The organism is Pseudoxanthomonas sp. USHLN014 (assembly GCF_037153335.1).
In the GTDB taxonomy this organism is placed as follows: domain Bacteria; phylum Pseudomonadota; class Gammaproteobacteria; order Xanthomonadales; family Xanthomonadaceae; genus Pseudoxanthomonas_A; species Pseudoxanthomonas_A winnipegensis.
On record NZ_JBBCKO010000011.1, the window covers coordinates 53,694 to 69,494 of the forward strand.

Annotated in this window: 12 protein-coding genes; 7 read left to right on the forward strand and 5 right to left on the reverse strand. The window is 68.5% G+C overall.

Going from position 1 to position 15,801, the window contains the following annotated elements; genetic code table 11:
- Positions 1 to 5 precede the first annotated feature (5 nt).
- The gene (locus tag WFQ05_RS17390) at positions 6 to 926 is read right to left on the reverse strand and encodes a DMT family transporter (RefSeq protein ID WP_337054731.1); all 921 of its coding nucleotides are present in this window, start codon (positions 924 to 926) and stop codon (positions 6 to 8) included.
- Positions 923 to 3,013 carry a glycoside hydrolase family 36 protein gene (locus WFQ05_RS17395; protein ID WP_337054732.1) on the reverse strand — a complete coding sequence of 697 codons (2,091 nt, stop codon included), beginning with the start codon at positions 3,011 to 3,013 and terminating at the stop codon, positions 923 to 925. Before WFQ05_RS17395 ends, WFQ05_RS17390 begins: the two co-directional genes overlap by 4 nt.
- Before the next feature lie 205 nt (positions 3,014 to 3,218).
- On the opposite strand from WFQ05_RS17395, the gene WFQ05_RS17400 reads away from it, so the two are divergent.
- Positions 3,219 to 4,280, forward strand: coding sequence for an amidohydrolase family protein (locus WFQ05_RS17400; protein ID WP_337054733.1), 1,062 nt, complete (start codon positions 3,219 to 3,221; stop codon positions 4,278 to 4,280).
- Positions 4,281 to 4,485: 205 nt separating this feature from the next.
- On the opposite strand, the gene agaR is transcribed toward WFQ05_RS17400, so the two are convergent.
- The gene (gene agaR, locus WFQ05_RS17405) at positions 4,486 to 5,268 is read right to left on the reverse strand and encodes a transcriptional repressor AgaR (RefSeq protein ID WP_130561167.1); all 783 of its coding nucleotides are present in this window, start codon (positions 5,266 to 5,268) and stop codon (positions 4,486 to 4,488) included.
- Positions 5,269 to 5,410: 142 nt separating this feature from the next.
- Here agaR and WFQ05_RS17410 point away from each other — a divergent pair, with 142 nt between their 5' ends.
- On the forward strand, positions 5,411 to 8,284 hold the full coding sequence (locus WFQ05_RS17410; protein ID WP_130523352.1) for a TonB-dependent receptor: 2,874 nt from the start codon (positions 5,411 to 5,413) through the stop codon (positions 8,282 to 8,284).
- 360 nt (positions 8,285 to 8,644) lie between these two features.
- On the opposite strand, the gene WFQ05_RS17415 is transcribed toward WFQ05_RS17410, so the two are convergent.
- Positions 8,645 to 9,565 carry a LysR family transcriptional regulator gene (locus WFQ05_RS17415; RefSeq protein ID WP_337054734.1) on the reverse strand — a complete coding sequence of 307 codons (921 nt, stop codon included), beginning with the start codon at positions 9,563 to 9,565 and terminating at the stop codon, positions 8,645 to 8,647.
- 108 nt (positions 9,566 to 9,673) lie between these two features.
- Here WFQ05_RS17415 and WFQ05_RS17420 point away from each other — a divergent pair, with 108 nt between their 5' ends.
- The 5 genes from WFQ05_RS17420 (at position 9,674) to WFQ05_RS17440 (ending at position 15,069) form a co-directional block, all read left to right on the forward strand.
- Positions 9,674 to 10,780 carry a 4-oxalomesaconate tautomerase gene (locus WFQ05_RS17420; RefSeq protein ID WP_130523354.1) on the forward strand — a complete coding sequence of 369 codons (1,107 nt, stop codon included), beginning with the start codon at positions 9,674 to 9,676 and terminating at the stop codon, positions 10,778 to 10,780.
- A 61-nt stretch (positions 10,781 to 10,841) separates the two neighbouring features.
- Positions 10,842 to 11,918 carry an ABC transporter substrate-binding protein gene (locus WFQ05_RS17425; protein WP_337054735.1) on the forward strand — a complete coding sequence of 359 codons (1,077 nt, stop codon included), beginning with the start codon at positions 10,842 to 10,844 and terminating at the stop codon, positions 11,916 to 11,918.
- Between the two features lie 15 nt (positions 11,919 to 11,933).
- Positions 11,934 to 12,767 (forward strand): ABC transporter ATP-binding protein, encoded by an 834-nt coding sequence (locus WFQ05_RS17430; protein ID WP_130515790.1) that lies wholly within the window; start codon positions 11,934 to 11,936, stop codon positions 12,765 to 12,767.
- Positions 12,751 to 13,527 (forward strand): ABC transporter permease, encoded by a 777-nt coding sequence (locus tag WFQ05_RS17435; RefSeq protein WP_130515792.1) that lies wholly within the window; start codon positions 12,751 to 12,753, stop codon positions 13,525 to 13,527. Before WFQ05_RS17430 ends, WFQ05_RS17435 begins: the two co-directional genes overlap by 17 nt.
- A gap of 117 nt (positions 13,528 to 13,644) precedes the next feature.
- A complete protein-coding gene (locus WFQ05_RS17440) occupies positions 13,645 to 15,069 on the forward strand; it encodes a porin (protein ID WP_337054737.1) in 1,425 nt (474 codons plus the stop codon).
- Between the two features lie 34 nt (positions 15,070 to 15,103).
- On the opposite strand, the gene ybaK is transcribed toward WFQ05_RS17440, so the two are convergent.
- Positions 15,104 to 15,577 (reverse strand): Cys-tRNA(Pro) deacylase, encoded by a 474-nt coding sequence (gene ybaK, locus WFQ05_RS17445; protein WP_130515794.1) that lies wholly within the window; start codon positions 15,575 to 15,577, stop codon positions 15,104 to 15,106.
- Between the last annotated feature and the right edge of the window lie 224 nt (positions 15,578 to 15,801).

Below are 15,801 nucleotides of genomic sequence, written 5' to 3' on the forward strand. Positions count from 1 at the left end.
CCGGATCAGGAAAGAGGAGCGTCGGCCGGGCGCTCGGGTTCGAGCACCAGCAGCAGCGAGGCGATCAGGGCCAGCACCAGGCCGGCGGCCTTGAGCGGGCCGGGCACCACGCCGGCGAACAGCAGCGCCAGCGCGGCGGTGACCAGGGGCGCGCCGGCATTGCTCAAGGGCGCGACCACCATCGCCTTGCCGTAGCGGAAGGCGAACACCAGCGTTAGCGCGCCGATGGCGTTGAGCACCTGGATGCCGGCGGCCAGCCACGGGCCGGTCAGGCCGGTGTTGATCGGCTGGTCGAAGTCGGTCATCCACAGCGCGACCGGGGCCAGCAGCAGCGCGCCGAGGGTCATGTAGGCGAAGATGCTGTCGGCGCGCACGCTGTCGTTGGCCAGCTTCATGAAGAACGCCTGCACGCCCCAGGCCAGCATGATCAGCAGCGACTGCACGAACCAGCCCAGCCCCCCGCCCGCGCCGCGGCCGAAGGACAGGTCCAGCATCGGCAGCGCGACCAGCGCCAGCACGATGCCCAGCGTGCCCTGCCAGCCGGTGCGCTCGCGCAGCAGCACGAAGGACAGCACGATGGTCACCACCGGCGAGAGCGAGATGATCGGGAACACGAAGTACGCAGGCCCAATGGTCAGCGTATGAAACAGCAGCATCTGCCCGCCCGCGCCGAGCAGGCCGATGGTCAGGCCGTAGACGACGGCCCTGGGCGAGCGCTCCAGCTGCCAGCCGCCGCGCCACAGGATGTAAAGCGCCGGCGGCAGCATGGTCAGCGCCCACACCACATAGACCAGCGTGTCGGGGAATCCGTGCGCGGCCGACAGCGGCGACAGCGCGCCCCATACGCCCCACAGCACGACGGTGACCAGCGCATAGGCGAGCCAGGGGCGCCGACGCGGCGCGCTCGCGGCGAGCGTGGCGCTCATGCGGCGGTCTCCGGCGTGGCTTGCAGGAACAGAAAGCGCTCGAACGACGCCGGCAGCCTCGCCGTCGGCCCCTGGACCACGCCCAGCTCGCGTGCGTTGAACAGGTCGCGCACCTTCCAGCGGCCCGCGGCCAGCCCGCGCAGTTCCACCTGCCCGTCGAAGCGCGGCGCGTAGAAGGTGTAGTACTGCGCCCCGTCCTTGGCGATGACGTGGGTCTCGGGCCGGTCGAAGCCGATGTCGTAGAGCGTGCCCAGGTACTCGCCCTTGGGCAGCATGTGCGCCTTGTACAGGTCGACCCACTTGCGCCACAGCGCCTCGCGCTCGGGCGTCAGCACGAAGCCGCCCGGCGGCAGCGGCTCGGCCGGATGCTCGGTGTCCCTGGGCCAGGTGAACTTGGTCGAGATCACCGCGCCGATGCCGACGGTGGAGGCGAAGTCGTCGCGCTGGTCCGACAGTTCCACATGGTCGCCGGCATAGCTGCTGCGATGGCCCATCAGCGCCTTGATCGACTTGCCCTTGCTGCGCACCTGCCAGGAGGACAGCGGATCGGAGGCCGGGTATTGGTCGGTGGCCGGCAGGTTGTGGAAGGCGAACGCGGTCCCGCACGGGCACAGTTCCACCACCGCCTCGGGATTGGCCTCGTGCGCGGCGTGGTAGATGGCCTGCCAGAACCTGGCCAGGCCTTCGACCGAGTCCTCGGGCCGGGCGTGGCGGTGCGCCGGGTTGTAGCAGGGCGCCACCGCATTGAGGTGCTGGCCGTCCAGCTTGATGCCATCGAAACCCCAGTCGCCGATGATCTTCTTCACCAGCGCCACGTAGAAGTCGATCACCGGTTGATAGGCCGGGCACTGGGTCAGCGCATTCCACCAGGTCACGGTCTGGAAGGCGCCGGTCTTGTCCAGCAGCAGCATGTCGACGTGATCGTGCAGCACGTCGCTGCCCGGATCGGCGGCCAGCGGCGCCAGCCACAGGCGCGGGCGCATGCCGTGCTGGCGCACCTGCGCGGTGAAGGCGCGCATGTCCGCATCGCCGCGCGGGAACTTCTTCAGGTCGATCTTCCAGTCGCCCTCGTTGGTCTGCCAGCCATCGTCCAGCACCGCCCACTCGAAACCCAGCGCCTGCGCCTTGGGCAGCGTGTCGACGATCTGCTTGACGGTGAAGTCGCGCTCGTAGCCCCAGGCGCACCAGATCGGCGCGAAGGCCGAGTCCGGCGGACGCGGGCCTTCGATGCCCTCGGCCGCCATGAACTGCCGGTACTGCTGCAGCGGTGCGTAGAAGTCGCCGCGATGCACGGCCAGGAAGGTGCGCTCGGTGACCAGCTCGGCGCCGGGCGCCAGGGTGACCGGCTGCTGGCCCTCGATGGCGATCGAGGCGCCGGTCGCGGTGCGCTTGACCGGCATGGCCAGCGGCCGCGGCACCGGTTCGACATGACCGACCGCCAGGCCGACATCGCGGCGCCACAGGTTGGCCACCGGCGTGCCGCCGCCGTAATCGGAGGAATCCATCGCCAGGCTGTTGCGCTGGTCGAAGTCCTCGCCCAGCGGCTGCACCCAGTCGCGGCGATCGGTATGGGTGGACCCGGAGAAGCTCCAGAAGCCGCCCGGCGCCTCGCGCAGCGCGTGGGCGCTGCTGCGCCAGCCGATCACGCTCAGCGGCGTATCGCCCAGGTTGCGGTAGCGCACCTGCAGCAGGGCCAGGCCGGGCAGGGCCTCGAACCAGCTCACGGCGACCTGCTTCTCCACGCCCTGCGCGGCGCGGCCGGTGAACACCACCTGCCGGCCACGGCCGTGACGCGGGTCGTCCAGGTCGTGGGCCTGCTGGCCGCTCAGGCTGAAATCGCCGATCTGATCGCCGTCCAGCAGCAGGACCTCGCTGGGCTGCCAGTCGGTCAGCGGCTCGCCCCAGGCCGACAGGCGCGTATGCATGCGCTGGTCGAAGGCGATGCCCAGCACCGCATCGCCCGCCTGCGCGCCGGTAGGCGATGCGGCAGCCGCGGCGCGCGCCCAGGGCAGGGTGCTCCAGGTCATGCCGCCGGCCACGCTGCCAGCGATGAACTTCAGGGCGGTGCGGCGTCCAATCGGGGGCATGTGGGCTGATCCGGTGGCGATGCCAGGCATTCTGCGTGCGCAGGGCGCGTTGATGCAAGCGTTTTGTTGCGATATGGTTCCAATAAGTTTCGTTTGGTTACCGGAAGAGGGGCGTGCGATGCGTGGGAAGCGGCAGGGGCTCTTCGCCGGTGCGGCGGTGATTGTGCTGGGGTTGGCGGCCTGCTCGCCCTCGACGCAGCCCGCAGTGTCCGCGCCCGCCGAGGCTGGCGCGGCGCCGCCGGCGACCTACGCCATGGACGACTACGCCAGGGTGCGCAAGTTCGATGCGCATGTGCATGCCAACGGGACCGATCCGGTGTTCCTGCAGTTGGCGCGGTCGGACAACTTCGAACTGCTGTCGATCAACGTCGACTACCCGGACTTCCCCACGCTCGAGGCGCAGCATCGCGTTGCCCTGGCGCTGGCCCGGGAAGCGCCGCAGCGCTTCCATTGGGCGGCGTCCTTCACGATGAAGGGCTTCGGCACGCCCGGCTGGCTGGCGCGCACCAACCAGGGCCTGGACGCGGCGGTCGCCGAAGGCGCCCGCGCGGTGAAGGTGTGGAAGAACATCGGCATGGTCGAGCGCAACGCCAGGGGCGAGCTGATCACGCTCGACGACCCGGACCTGTCGCCGGTGGCCGATCACGTCCAGTCGCTCGGCGTGCCGCTGATCGCGCACCAGGCCGAGCCGTACAACTGCTGGCTGCCGCTGGACCAGATGACCACCGACAACGACCGCGAGTACTTCGCGCACCATCCGGACTACTACATGTATCTGCATCCGGAGATGCCCTCGCACGAGGCATTGATGGCCGCGCGCGACCGCTTCGTCGCCGCGCATCCGCGGCTGCGTTTCGTGGGCGCGCACATGGCCAGCCTGGAATACGACGTGGACGTGCTGGCCAAGTTCCTCGACACCCATCCCAACGCCACGGTCGATCTGGCGGCGCGCATGAGCCAGGTGCAGTACCAGTCGCTGCGCGACCCGGCCAAGGTGCGCGACTTCTTCGTCCGCTACCAGGGCCGGCTGCTGTACGGCACCGACCTGACCCAGGCGCCCGATGCCGACCCGGCCGCCTTCCGCGCCGAGGCGCACGCGATGTGGACTTCGGACTGGAAGTACCTGGCGACGGGCGAATCCCAGCGCATCGACATGCTCAAGGCCGATGTGCCGGGCCTGGCGCTGCCGCGCGCGGTGATCGACAGGATCTACTACGCCAATGCGGTGCGTGAGTTCGGTTTGGAGCGGCAGGTAGCCGCCAGGTAGTCCGAAGACCGCGTGGCGCTGCCTAGGGGTGGCGGGTTCACCGTGAGACCTTCATCGCCGCCATGGCCCCCCTGTAGAGCGGAGCTCGCTCCGCTGGGGCTTTCCGCTAGAACCGTCCGCCGGAAGCTTTCCCACGCACCGAACGCAGAGCAGCGGAGCGAGCTCCGCTCTACAGGTGGGCGTTTGAGGAGCCAGTGACCCGTGGTCAGGCGCGCACGACTTCGACGCCGAGGGCCTGGCAAGCGCCGGTGATGTCGTCCGGCGCGCCGGTGTCGGTGATCAGCGCGTTGAGCCCGGACACCGGGATGATCCGGTGCAGGCAGACCTTGCCGAACTTGGAGCTGTCGGTGATCGCCACCACCATACGCGCGGCCTCGACCATCTTGCGGTTGAGCATGGCCTCGGGCTCGTAGTGGGTGGTGATGCCACGCTCCAGGTCGAGCCCGTCGACGCCCAGGAACAGCTTGTCCACGTGCAGGGCGTCCAGTGCCTCGACGGTCAGGCCGCCGTAGAAGGCCATGTTCTTGCGGCGCAGCTCGCCGCCCAGCATCACGATGTTGATGTTCGACTTGGGCGCCAGCGAGGACAGCACGCCGAAGTCGTTGGTGACCACGGTGATCTCGATGTCCGGCAGCGCCTCGGCCAGCTGGATCGCAGTGGTGCCCGAGTCGATGGCGATGGTGTCGCCGGCCTGCACCAGCGCGGCGGCGCGCGCGCCGATGCGGCGCTTTTCGTCCAGGTGGGCGGTGCGTTTCGTTTCGTAGGGCGGTTCGGTGGCGGTGTGGCCGACCACGTTGCTGTCGATCGCGCCGCCGTAGGCGCGCGCCATGACGCCGCGTTCCTCAAGGTAGCGCAGGTCCTTGCGGACGGTCTGCATGCTCACGCCGAACCGCTTCGCCAGCGCGGTGACCTGGACGCTGCCGTGCTGGCGCACGAGCTCGCTGATCTGCAGGCGGCGCTGGCTGGTGTCGCGGGTGACGGGCGGCATGGAGACTCCTGGGGCAAACGCTCCAGAGTATACGGGCATTTCGTTAAATTTCGCTATTGATACAAAACGAAACATCATTTAGGCTCGGTTTCGTTGCTTCATCAGCCAGGCCCCCACCAGCCTTCCTCTCCAGGAGATCGCCGTGAACGCCGTCCCTCTGCAGCGCCGCCGTCTGTGTCATGGAATCGCCCTCGCCCTGTTGGTGCCGGCTACCGCCTGGTCCCAGGAGACCACCCCGGCGCCTGGACCGCAGGTCCAGCAGGAGGCCGCGCCGGCCGATGCGCAGGACGCCACCGATCTGCAGACCGTCCAGGTCAAGGGCGTGCGCGCCGCGCTGACCCGCTCCAACGATCTCAAGCGCGACGCGTCCACGGTGCAGGACTCGATCACCGCGCTGGAGCTGGGCAAGTTCCCGGACAACAACGTCGCCGATTCGCTCAGCCACATCACCGGCGTGTCGATCAGCCGCACCGCCGGCGGCGAGGGCCAGAAGGTCAGCGTGCGCGGCCTGGGGCCGGAGTACACCCTGACCACGTTCAACGGCCGCATCCTGGCCACCGACGGCGAAGGCCGCGACTTCGCCTACGACGTGCTGCCGGCCGATGTGATCAGCGGCGCCGACGTGATCAAGGGCGCCGAGGCCGCCAACACCGAGGGCGCGATCGGCGGCCTGGTGAATCTGCGCTCGGCCAGCCCGTTCGACCAGCCGGGCCAGCACGGCGTGGTGCGTATCGAGGGCGACCGCAACCAGATGTCCGACCTCAACGGGCACAAGTTCTCCGGCGTCTACAGCAACACCTTCGCCGACGACACCATGGGCGTGATCCTGGGCGTGGTCTCGGCGCGCCGCAAGGACCGCACCGACACCGCCGGCAACGACGGCGGCTGGACCCGCAACCCCGATCCGAACGATCCCTCCTGGGGCGGCAACGCCTGGGGCGGCAACATCGATCTCAACAACAACGGCGAGCTGGATCCGGACGAGTACGGCCTGATCGCGCCGGGCCAGTTCCGCGTCGGCTCGATCCTGGAGAACAAGAAGCGCACGGCCTTCTCCGGCAAGTTCGAATGGCGGCCCAGCGACAGCTTCAGGCTGACCGTCGACGGGCTGAAGACCAAGCTCGACTCGCCGCAGGTCGGCTACCAGCAGTCCTATTACCCGCTGTTCTCGCCGGGCCGCTGGTCGAATGTGACCGTGCAGAACGGCATTGTCACCGGCCTGACCCTGGACAATCCCGATCCGGAGCTGCGCCTCAATCCCGAACTGCTCAACAAGACCGAGTACCGCGTGGTCGATACCGCGCTCTACGGCGCCAACGCGCAGTGGAAGGTCACCGACGACTTCACCGTGACCGGCGATGTCTACCGCTCCACCTCGCGTCGTCATTCCGGCGGCCAGGACAGCTATGTGGTGCTGCGCCTCAACCAGCCCAACACCACCACCATCTCGCTCAATCCCTCCGGCATCCCCAACGTCACCACCTCGCTGACCGACGGTCGCGACTGGGCCAGCGGGCTGGCCAAGGGCGAGTTCGGCCCCAACGACTTCATCACCCACTACAACGAACTGGCCGGCGACAACATCGAGGACCGCATCACCGGCGGCACGGTCGGCGGCGACCTGTTCGTCGGCGCCGGGCATGTGGATCATCTGAAGTTCGGCGTGAGCCTGACCGATCGCCGCAAGTCGCGCGACCTGATCACCAACACGCTCACCGGCGGCGCCGACTACTACTCCGGCGACAACGCGATCAACGTCGGCGCGCTGGGCGGCGATCTGCTCTCGGTGTATTCGCTGCCCAACTTCATGAGCGGCGTGAAGTCGCGCTTCCCGCGCAGCTTCATCGCCTTCGACGTGCCGGCCTACGAGGCCGCGCTGGCCGCGTACAAGGGCACGCGCGCCGACGGCAGCGCCTACGACTACAGCAACGCCGCGCCGGCATGGAATCCGCTGGAGAGCTACCGCGTCAGCGAGAAGACCGCCTCGTTCTATGTGCAGGCCGACCTGTCCGGCGATCGCTGGGATGGCAACGTGGGCGTGCGCGTGGTCTCGACCAACACCACCTCGCAGGCCTGGGACGCCAAGATCACCAGCATCACCGAGAACGGGGCGTTCAACTACACCGCGACCTACGCCGATCCCACCAGCATCAGCCAGAAGGGCAGCTATACCTACGTGCTGCCGGCCGCCAACTTCGTCTGGCACTTCAGCGACGACCTGCAGCTGCGCCTGGGCGCGGCCAAGACCATGGCGCGGCCCTCGGTGGAGCAGCTGGCGCCGACCAGCACCACGCAGAGCGTGTCCTGGGGCGAGTTCACTCAGGTCTACGGCGGCAACGTCGACCTGAAGCCCTACAGCGCCAAGCAGGGCGATGCCTCGCTGGAGTGGTACTTCTCCGAGCACTCCATCGCCAACCTGGCGGTGTTCTACAAGCGCATCGACAACCAGATCACCACCAGCTGGGAGACCGGCCAGGACATCGGCGTGGGCGGCATCACCGATGCCAATGGCAATGTGGTCTCGCCGGGCCCGACGCTGTTCAACGTCATGCGCCCGATCAACGGCGATTACGCCAAGGTGCATGGCATCGAGGCGGGCCTGCAGCATTTCTGGGACAACGGCCTGGGCTTCCGCGCGCAGTACACGCGCAACTGGTCCGAGAGCTGGGTCGACGGCGAGAAGCGTCCGCTGGAGGGCATCGCGCCGTCGGTCTACTCGGTCAGCCTGATGTACGAGAAGGGGCCGTGGGACCTGGGCGTGACCGCCGACCACACCGACGGCTTCGTCAGTGCGGTCAACGTGCTGGGCGCCGGCTACAACGAGAAGGCCGATCCGATCACCTGGATGACCGCGCACATCACCTACAACATCAACGACATGTTCACCGTCTCGCTGGAAGGCAACAACCTGCTCGACGAGGAGCAGACCACCAGCATCAACGGCAACCCGCTGCTGCTCAACAGCTACTACCGCTACGGCCGCAGCCTGACCCTGGGCCTGACGATGCGGTTCTGATCGTCGCGCGCGCTGGCTCACGGAAAAGGCCTCGCGAGAGGCCTTTTCTATTGGTTCCTCCCTGTAGAGCGGAGCTCGCTCCGCTGGGGCTTTCCCCACGAACCGAATGGAGAGCAGCTGAGCAAGCTCCGCTCTACAAAGGGGGTCGCGACGTCATCGGAAGAAGGAGTTGCTCCCACAGAGGCGTGACGCGCTGTCCCAGCCAAGCGTCCACCAGTTTGGGCTGAGGAACCGAGGAGCGGCGTCCGGCCCGGTCGAGGCTGGGCGGCGAAACGGGCTTTTCGCACCCGCTCACTGCATCGATCGGTTCGCGCCTCGCACGTCGGCGAGGCATCTCTCAGTTGCGTTGCGCGTGCCGCGCTAGCCGCGCGTGCGCTCGGTCGTGCGGGGGCCGGGCTTCCACTGCTTCTGCAGCATCTGCAGGAAGCGCTCGGCCATCGGCGAGAGCGCCGCGTTGTTCCGGCGCACGATGCCGATGGTGCGCGAGACCACCGGGCTGTCGATCGGGCGCGTGACCAGGGTCGGGTGGTCGCCCTGCGGCGTGGCCATGCGCGGCAGCACCGACACGCCGATGCCGGCCTCGACCATGCCCAGCGAGGTCGACAGATGGGTGACCTCGTAGAACCAGCGCAGCTTCAGGTTCTCGCGTGCGAGCGCGCCGTCGAGCAGGGTACGGTTGCCGCTGGTGCGGTGCACGGTGATCAGCTGGTGCTTCTCCAGATCGCTCCAGGCGATCTTGCGCTTCTTGGCCAGCGGGTGATCGCGCCGGCAGGCGAGCACGAAGGGATCCTCCACCAGCACCTCGAAACTCAGGTTGGGATCGGAGGCGCCCATGAAGTTGATGCCGAACTCGACCTCGCCGCGCTCCACCGCCTGCAGGCCCTCGGTGGCCGGCACGTCCAGGATGCGGAAGCGCACGTTGGGGTGCTCGGCATGGAAGCGCGCCATCACGCTGGGTAGGAAGTAGAACGCCGCGGTGGGCAGGCAGGCGATGGTGATCTGGCGGCCGACGTGATCCCCGCGCTGGGCGAACAGCGAGCCGTCGAACTCTTCCAGCATGCGCCGCACCAGTGGCAGCAGGTTCTCGCCCACGGCCGTGGTGGACACGCTGCGCGTGGTGCGCTCGAGCAGCGGCGAGCCGATCGCCTGCTCGAGTTTCTGGATGCGCCGGCTCAGCGCGGGCTGTGAGACGTGCAGGGTCTCGGCCGCGCGGTGGAAGCTGCGCGACTCGGCCACCAGCAGAAAGGCGCGCAGGTCCAGGATCTCGCAATTCATGCTCATATCGGATCAATCCACCGAAAAATAGCAATTCACAGATCAATCGTGGCCATGCCAGGATCGCATCACACCGGATCATTAATCCGGAACTGGTATGAATCTACCACGCCCATGTCCAACGACCTGCTCAGCGTTCCCTGTGTCCTGATGCGCGGCGGCACCTCCAAGGGGCCGTTCTTCCTCGCCTCGGACCTGCCTGCCGATGCGGCCGAGCGCGACCGCCTGCTGCTGGAGGTGATGGGCTCGGGCCATCCGCTGCAGATCGACGGCATCGGTGGCGGCAACGCGCTGACCAGCAAGGTCGCGATCATCGATCGCGCCAGCCGCGCCGACGCCGATGTCGATTACCTGTTCGCCCAGGTGCGCGTGGACCAGCGCGTGGTCGATACCGCGCCCAACTGCGGCAACATGCTGGCGGCGGTGGGGCCGTATGCGATCGAGCGCGGCCTGGTGCCGGCGCGGCATCCGCGCACCCAGGTGCGCATCCACAACGTCAACACCGGCAAGGTGATCGTGGCCACGGTGGAGACGCCCAACGGCCAGGTGGCCTACCTGGGCGATACCCGCATCGCCGGCGCGCCCGGCACCGCCGCGCCGATCTCGCTGGCCTTCCTGGACGCCGCCGGCGCGCGCACCGGCAAGCTGCTGCCGAGCGGGCGCGCCAGCGAATGGATCGATGAGGTCGAGGTGAGCCTGGTCGATTGCGCCATGCCGCTGGTGCTGATCCGCGCCGAGGCGCTGGGCCTGCGCGGCGACGAGACGCCGGCCCGCCTCAACGCCGATGCCGCGCTGCTGGCGCGGATCGAGTCCATCCGCGTCGAGGCAGGGCGACGCATGGGCATCGCCGACGCCGCCGACCGCGTGATTCCCAAGCCGGTGCTGCTTGCTGCGCCGCAGCACGGCGGCCACCTGCAGGTCCGCTACTTCATGCCGCATCAGTGCCACACCGCGCTGGCCATCACCGGCGCGGTGGGGCTGGCCACGGCGGTGGTCACCGAGGGCACGCTGGCCCACACCATGGTGGGATATCTGCCGCTGCCGACCACGATTACCCTTGAGCATCCCAGTGGCAGCCTAGCCGTCGGGCTCAGCCGCGCCGCGGGCAGCGATGCGGTCGTCGCCAGCGTCGTGCGGACCGCGCGGCGCCTGTTCGAAGGCCGGGTGTTCGCCCCCTCGCCACGCACTTCCGTCGCTGCCGAATGGACCTCAGCGGCATGACCTGATTCGCCGGGTCCGACCCGGTCCCCGTTTCGCATCGCATACATCCTGGGAGGGATCGATGTACAAGCCACTCATGGCGGCCACCCTGGTCGCCGCCGCCCTCGTCCTGTCCGCCTGCGGCAAGGACGCCAGCCACGCCTCCGGCGCCGCGCCGGGCGCCGACGATGCGCCGGTGCGCATCAGCGTCGGCTCCTACAATCTCAACAACCTGCCGTTCTTCGTGGCCGATGCCCAGGGCTACTTCAAGGACGAAGGCCTCCAGGTCAAGACCGAGAACTTCGCCCAGGGCGGCTCGAAGGTGCTGCAGGCGCTGGTCGCCGGTTCGACCGATGTGGCGGTGGGCTTCTATGACCACACCATCCAGATGCAGGCCAAGCGCAAGGACGTCACCGCCTTCATCCTGCTCTCGCGCAACTCGGGCCTGGTGCTGGCCGGGCGCAACGACAGCACCTTCGATCCGACCAGGCCGCAGACGATCCAGGGCATGAAGGTCGGCATCACCGCGCCGGGTTCCTCGTCGGACTTCTTCGTCCGCCACTACCTAGCGCGCAACAAGATTCCCGAGACGGCCGTGTCGCTGATCGGCGTGGGCTCCGGCGCCGCTGCGGTGGCCGCGCTGGAACAGGGCAAGGTCGACCTGCTGGTCAACTACGATCCGGCCGCCACGCTGATCGCCGAACGCAAGGTCGGCAAGATCCTGATCGATGCGCGCAGCGACGCCGGCGCGCGCCAGGTCTACGGCGGGCTGTATCCGACCTCGGTGCTGTACGCGCAGTCGGCGTTTCTGCAGCAGCGGCCGCAGGCGGTGGAGAAGATCGTGCGGGCCGAGCAGCGCGCGCTGGCCTTCATCGCCGATCACAGCGGCGAGCAGATCGTGGCCGCGCTGCCGGACAGCTACGTCTCCGGCGACCGCGCCACCTACGCCAAGGCGGTGGAGAACGCGCGCGCCATCTTCACCCGCGACGGGCGCTTCGTGCCCGAGGACCTGACCACGCCGCTAGCCGTGCTGAGCGAGTTCAACGACGGCGTGGCCCAGGCCAAGGTGGACCTGTCCAAGACCTATACCAACGCGTTCGTCGATCGTGCCCTGGCCGCCGGAGGTGGCGCATCGGCCACCGCCGCGGCCAGGCAATAACCGGAGGATTCCCTGATGGCGCTCAACGCCAGTGTGCGCAGCCTCAATGGCGCACCCCAGTTCCATCCCGCCGAGACCATGGTCGCCATCGACAAGGTGACCATGTCCTTCGGCGACTTCACCGCGGTGCGCGAGGTCGACCTGCAGGTGGGCAACGGCGAGTTCGTCGCCATCGTCGGGCCGACCGGCTGCGGCAAGAGTACCGTGCTCAACGCGGTGGCCGGCCTGCTGACGCCGGCCAGCGGCGGCATCACGATCGATGGCGTGCCGGTCAAGGGCGTGCAGAAGTCGGTGGGCTACCTGTTCCAGCAGGACGCGCTGCTGCCGTGGAAGACCGCGCTGCAGAACGTGGAGCTCGGCCTGCGCTTCCGCGGCATGGCGGCCAAGGAGCGCGAGGAACGCGCGCGCGCCTGGCTGGCCAAGGTCGGCCTGTCCGGCTTCGAGCATCGGTATCCGCACCAGCTCTCCGGTGGCCAGCGCAAGCGCGTGCAGATGGCGCAGGCGCTGATCGTCGAGCCCAAGGTCATCCTGATGGACGAGCCTTTCTCCGCGCTCGACATCCATACCCGCCACCTGATGCAGAACGAACTGCTGCGGCTGTGGCAGGAAGACCGCCGCTCGGTCGTGCTGATCACCCACGACCTGGAAGAGGCCATCGCGCTGGGCGACCGCGTGGTGGTGCTCTCGGCGGGGCCGGCGAGCCGCGTGGTGCGCAGCTTCGATGTCGACCTGGAGCGCCCGCGCAACGTGGCCGAGATCAAGCTGGATCAACGATTCACCGACCTGTACCGCGACATCTGGGCCTGCCTGCGCGGCGAAGTGGAGAAGAGCTATGCACGCCAAGACTGACAAACTGATCCAGATCGTCCTGATCGTCGTGCTGTTCGGCGGCTGGGAAGCCGGCGTGGCCAGCGGGCTGATCGATCCGTTCTTCTTCCCGGCGCCGTCGGGCATCGCGCGGCAGATGTGGACCTGGCTGTCGGACACCTCGTTCTACCAGCACGTCTACATCACCCTGACCGAGACCGCGCTGGGCTACCTGATCGGCACCGCGCTAGGCGTGGCCGGCGGCGTGTGGCTGGGGCTGAGCCGGCGGTCGGCGCGGATCCTGGACCCGTTCATCAAGGGCTTCAACGCGATCCCGCGCGTGGTGCTGGCGCCGATCTTCGTGCTATGGCTGGGCCTGGGGCTGTGGTCGAAGGTGGCGCTGGCGGTGACGCTGGTGTTCTTCACCACTTTCTTCAACGCGATGCAGGGCGTGCGCGAGGTCAATCCCACCGTGCTGGCCAATGCACGCATCCTCGGCGCCGGGCGCGGCGATCTGTTGCGGCATGTGTACTTCCCGGCGGCGGCCAGCTGGATCCTGTCCTCGCTGCGCACCTCGGTGGGCTTTGCGGTGGTCGGCGCGATCATCGGCGAGTATCTGGGCGCCTCGGCGGGCCTGGGCTATCTGATTGCGCAGGCCGAAGGCAACTTCAACGCGGTCGGCGTGTTCGCCGGCATCATCATCCTGGCGGCCTTCGTGCTGATCATCGATGCCTTGCTCGACATCGTCGAGAACCGCGTGATCACCTGGCGTCCCAACGCCCAGCAGGGCGCGACCAGCTGATCGCACGCTTCACGGTGCCGGCGCTCTAGCCGGCACCGTGCTGGACCCATCCCCCCGCACCATCCCCGTGTGGCCGCCGACGCGCCTGCGTCGCCGTGCCCGAGAGAGAGCTTTCCCATGATGCGAATCCACGTGCTGCCCAAGGCAGCGCTGACGGTGGCGATCGGCCTGTTGCTGACCACCGGCCAGGCCGGCGCGCAGGCGCTGAGCCAGGCAGAACTGACCCGCCTGGTGCAGGCGCAGGCCTTGAAGATCGAGCAGCTGGAGGCGCGCCTGAAGGCGGTCGAAGGCAGTAGCAGCGCGAGCACCGCGGTGGTCGCTCCTGCGCCGGCAGCGGCGGACCCCGCGCTGGAAGCGCGCGTGGCCAAGGTCGAGGCCGCCCAGGCCAAGGCGCCCAAGGTCAGCTGGTCCAAGGGCGCGCCGCAATTCTCCAATGCCGATGGCAGCTTCACCTTCCGGCCGCGCGGTCGGTTGTTCGTGGACGCCTCCAGCACGGGCGGCTCGGACTTCGCCGACCGCAACATCTCCGGCACCGAGATCCGCTCGGTGCGCCTGGGCGCCGAGGGCAGCTACGGGCGGCTGGGCTATGTGGTGGAAGGCGACTTCGCCGACAACGAGGTGGCCTGGAAATCGGTCTATGCCAGCGTCGATCACCACCTGTTCGGCACCCAGGCCGAGCTGAGCATCGGCAACCGGCTCAACGACCGCGGCCTGGATGGTTCCAGCAGCACGACCAACACGCCGTTCGCCGATCGCAACGTGGTCGGCACGCTGATCCTGCCCCAGCGCGGCCTGTTCGGCGTGGGATTGACCGAGCGGGTGTTCGGGCAGGGCTGGCACGCCAGTCTGGCGGTGGCGGGCAACGACCTCAACAATGCCGGCGAGGACAACGACAGCCTGACCGTGGCCGCGCGCGCGCACTGGAACCCGCTGCTGAGCGAGACCGCCACGGTGCATCTGGGGGCGTGGGCCTTCCACGAGGACATTCCGGCCGGGGCCACCGGCGTGCTGCGCAGCTCGGCGATCTCGGGGCACTTCAACGATCTGGTCAAGATCGCGCCAGGCGCGCTGGCCGGTGCCGAGCGTGGCACGGCTTATGGCGTGGAAGCGGCCGGTTTCTTCGGGCCGGGCTGGGTGAGCGGCGAGTGGGGCACGCGCCGCATCGGCGGGGTGGGCAGTGCGGGCCGCTACGACGTGGATCATTCGGCCTGGACGGTGTCCGGCGGTGTGTTCCTGTTCGGGGCCAGCCCGGCCTATACGGCCAAGAGCGGCACCTGGGGCAAGGTCAAGGTGCAGGATCCGGTCACGTCCGGCGGGCGCGGGGCCTGGGAGCTGCGCGCGCGCTACGAGGATGTGGACTACGACGAGCTGCCCACGGGCGGCACCGGGCATGCCTGGACGGTGGGCACCAACTGGTATCTCAACGACTATGCGCGCGTCATGCTCGATGCGGTCTTCTGGCAGACCGACAACCGCAGTGGCGCCTATCGCGGGCAGGACGAGGGCTATACGTTCAACACGCGCTTCCAGGTGGCGTTCTGAGGCGGCGCGCTCTTGCTTCGATCGCGCGGGTCGCTCAGCGGGGCTTGCCGATCGGGGCGTAGCGGCCGCCTGTCAGGCGCAGCAGGTCGGCGGGGGCCAGTTCGACTTCCAGGCCGCGTCGTCCGGCGCTGACGTGCAGGCGGGGCAGGGCCTGTGCGCTGGCGTCGAGGAAGCTGCGCAGGCGCTTCTTTTGCGCCAGCGGGCTGATGCCGCCGACCAGGTAGCCGGTGGCGCGCTGCGCTTCGTCGACGCCGGCCATCTCGCAGCGCTTGCAGCCGGCGGCTTCCGCCAGGGCCTTGAGGTCAAGCTGCCCGGCCACGGGCACGATCGCCACCAGCAGTTCATGGGTCTCGCTGCTCGCCAGCAGGGTCTTGAATACCTGCGCGGGGTCCAGGCCCAGCTTCTCCACCGCCTCGCCGCCGTAGGAATCGGCCTTGGGATCGTGCGCGTAGCTGTGCACGGTGTGGGCGATCTTCTCGCGCTTGAGCAGGGCGATGGCGGGGGTCATGGGGGAATGTCGATGATGGTGCTGTTTTGAAGGGAACTCATCTTGGAGATCGCGCTCGAGCGTCCCGGCTCCGGAAGGGCGGCGGTCCGGCGGTGGCCCGCTTATCCCTCAATCAGGGCATCCTGCCCTGACTTAAGGCGCTCGGCCTTCTGCCTCGCTCGTCGCGCCACCGCCCGCCGGACCGCTGCCTCGCGCGTCACGCAGACGACTTCGGGTCGATAAGC

What these genes read in the sequence shown, in the direction of transcription:
- WFQ05_RS17425 (WP_337054735.1), top strand. Translation starts at nt 10,842, where the DNA reads ATGTACAAGCCACTCATGGCGGCCACCCTGGTCGCCGCCGCCCTCGTC.
- WFQ05_RS17420 (WP_130523354.1), top strand. Translation starts at nt 9,674, where the DNA reads ATGTCCAACGACCTGCTCAGCGTTCCCTGTGTCCTGATGCGCGGCGGC.
- WFQ05_RS17415 (WP_337054734.1), bottom strand. Translation starts at nt 9,565, where the DNA reads ATGAGCATGAATTGCGAGATCCTGGACCTGCGCGCCTTTCTGCTGGTG.
- WFQ05_RS17430 (WP_130515790.1), top strand. Translation starts at nt 11,934, where the DNA reads ATGGCGCTCAACGCCAGTGTGCGCAGCCTCAATGGCGCACCCCAGTTC.
- agaR (WP_130561167.1), bottom strand. Translation starts at nt 5,268, where the DNA reads ATGCCGCCCGTCACCCGCGACACCAGCCAGCGCCGCCTGCAGATCAGC.
- WFQ05_RS17395 (WP_337054732.1), bottom strand. Translation starts at nt 3,013, where the DNA reads ATGCCCCCGATTGGACGCCGCACCGCCCTGAAGTTCATCGCTGGCAGC.
- WFQ05_RS17440 (WP_337054737.1), top strand. Translation starts at nt 13,645, where the DNA reads ATGATGCGAATCCACGTGCTGCCCAAGGCAGCGCTGACGGTGGCGATC.
- WFQ05_RS17435 (WP_130515792.1), top strand. Translation starts at nt 12,751, where the DNA reads ATGCACGCCAAGACTGACAAACTGATCCAGATCGTCCTGATCGTCGTG.
- ybaK (WP_130515794.1), bottom strand. Translation starts at nt 15,577, where the DNA reads ATGACCCCCGCCATCGCCCTGCTCAAGCGCGAGAAGATCGCCCACACC.
- WFQ05_RS17390 (WP_337054731.1), bottom strand. Translation starts at nt 926, where the DNA reads ATGAGCGCCACGCTCGCCGCGAGCGCGCCGCGTCGGCGCCCCTGGCTC.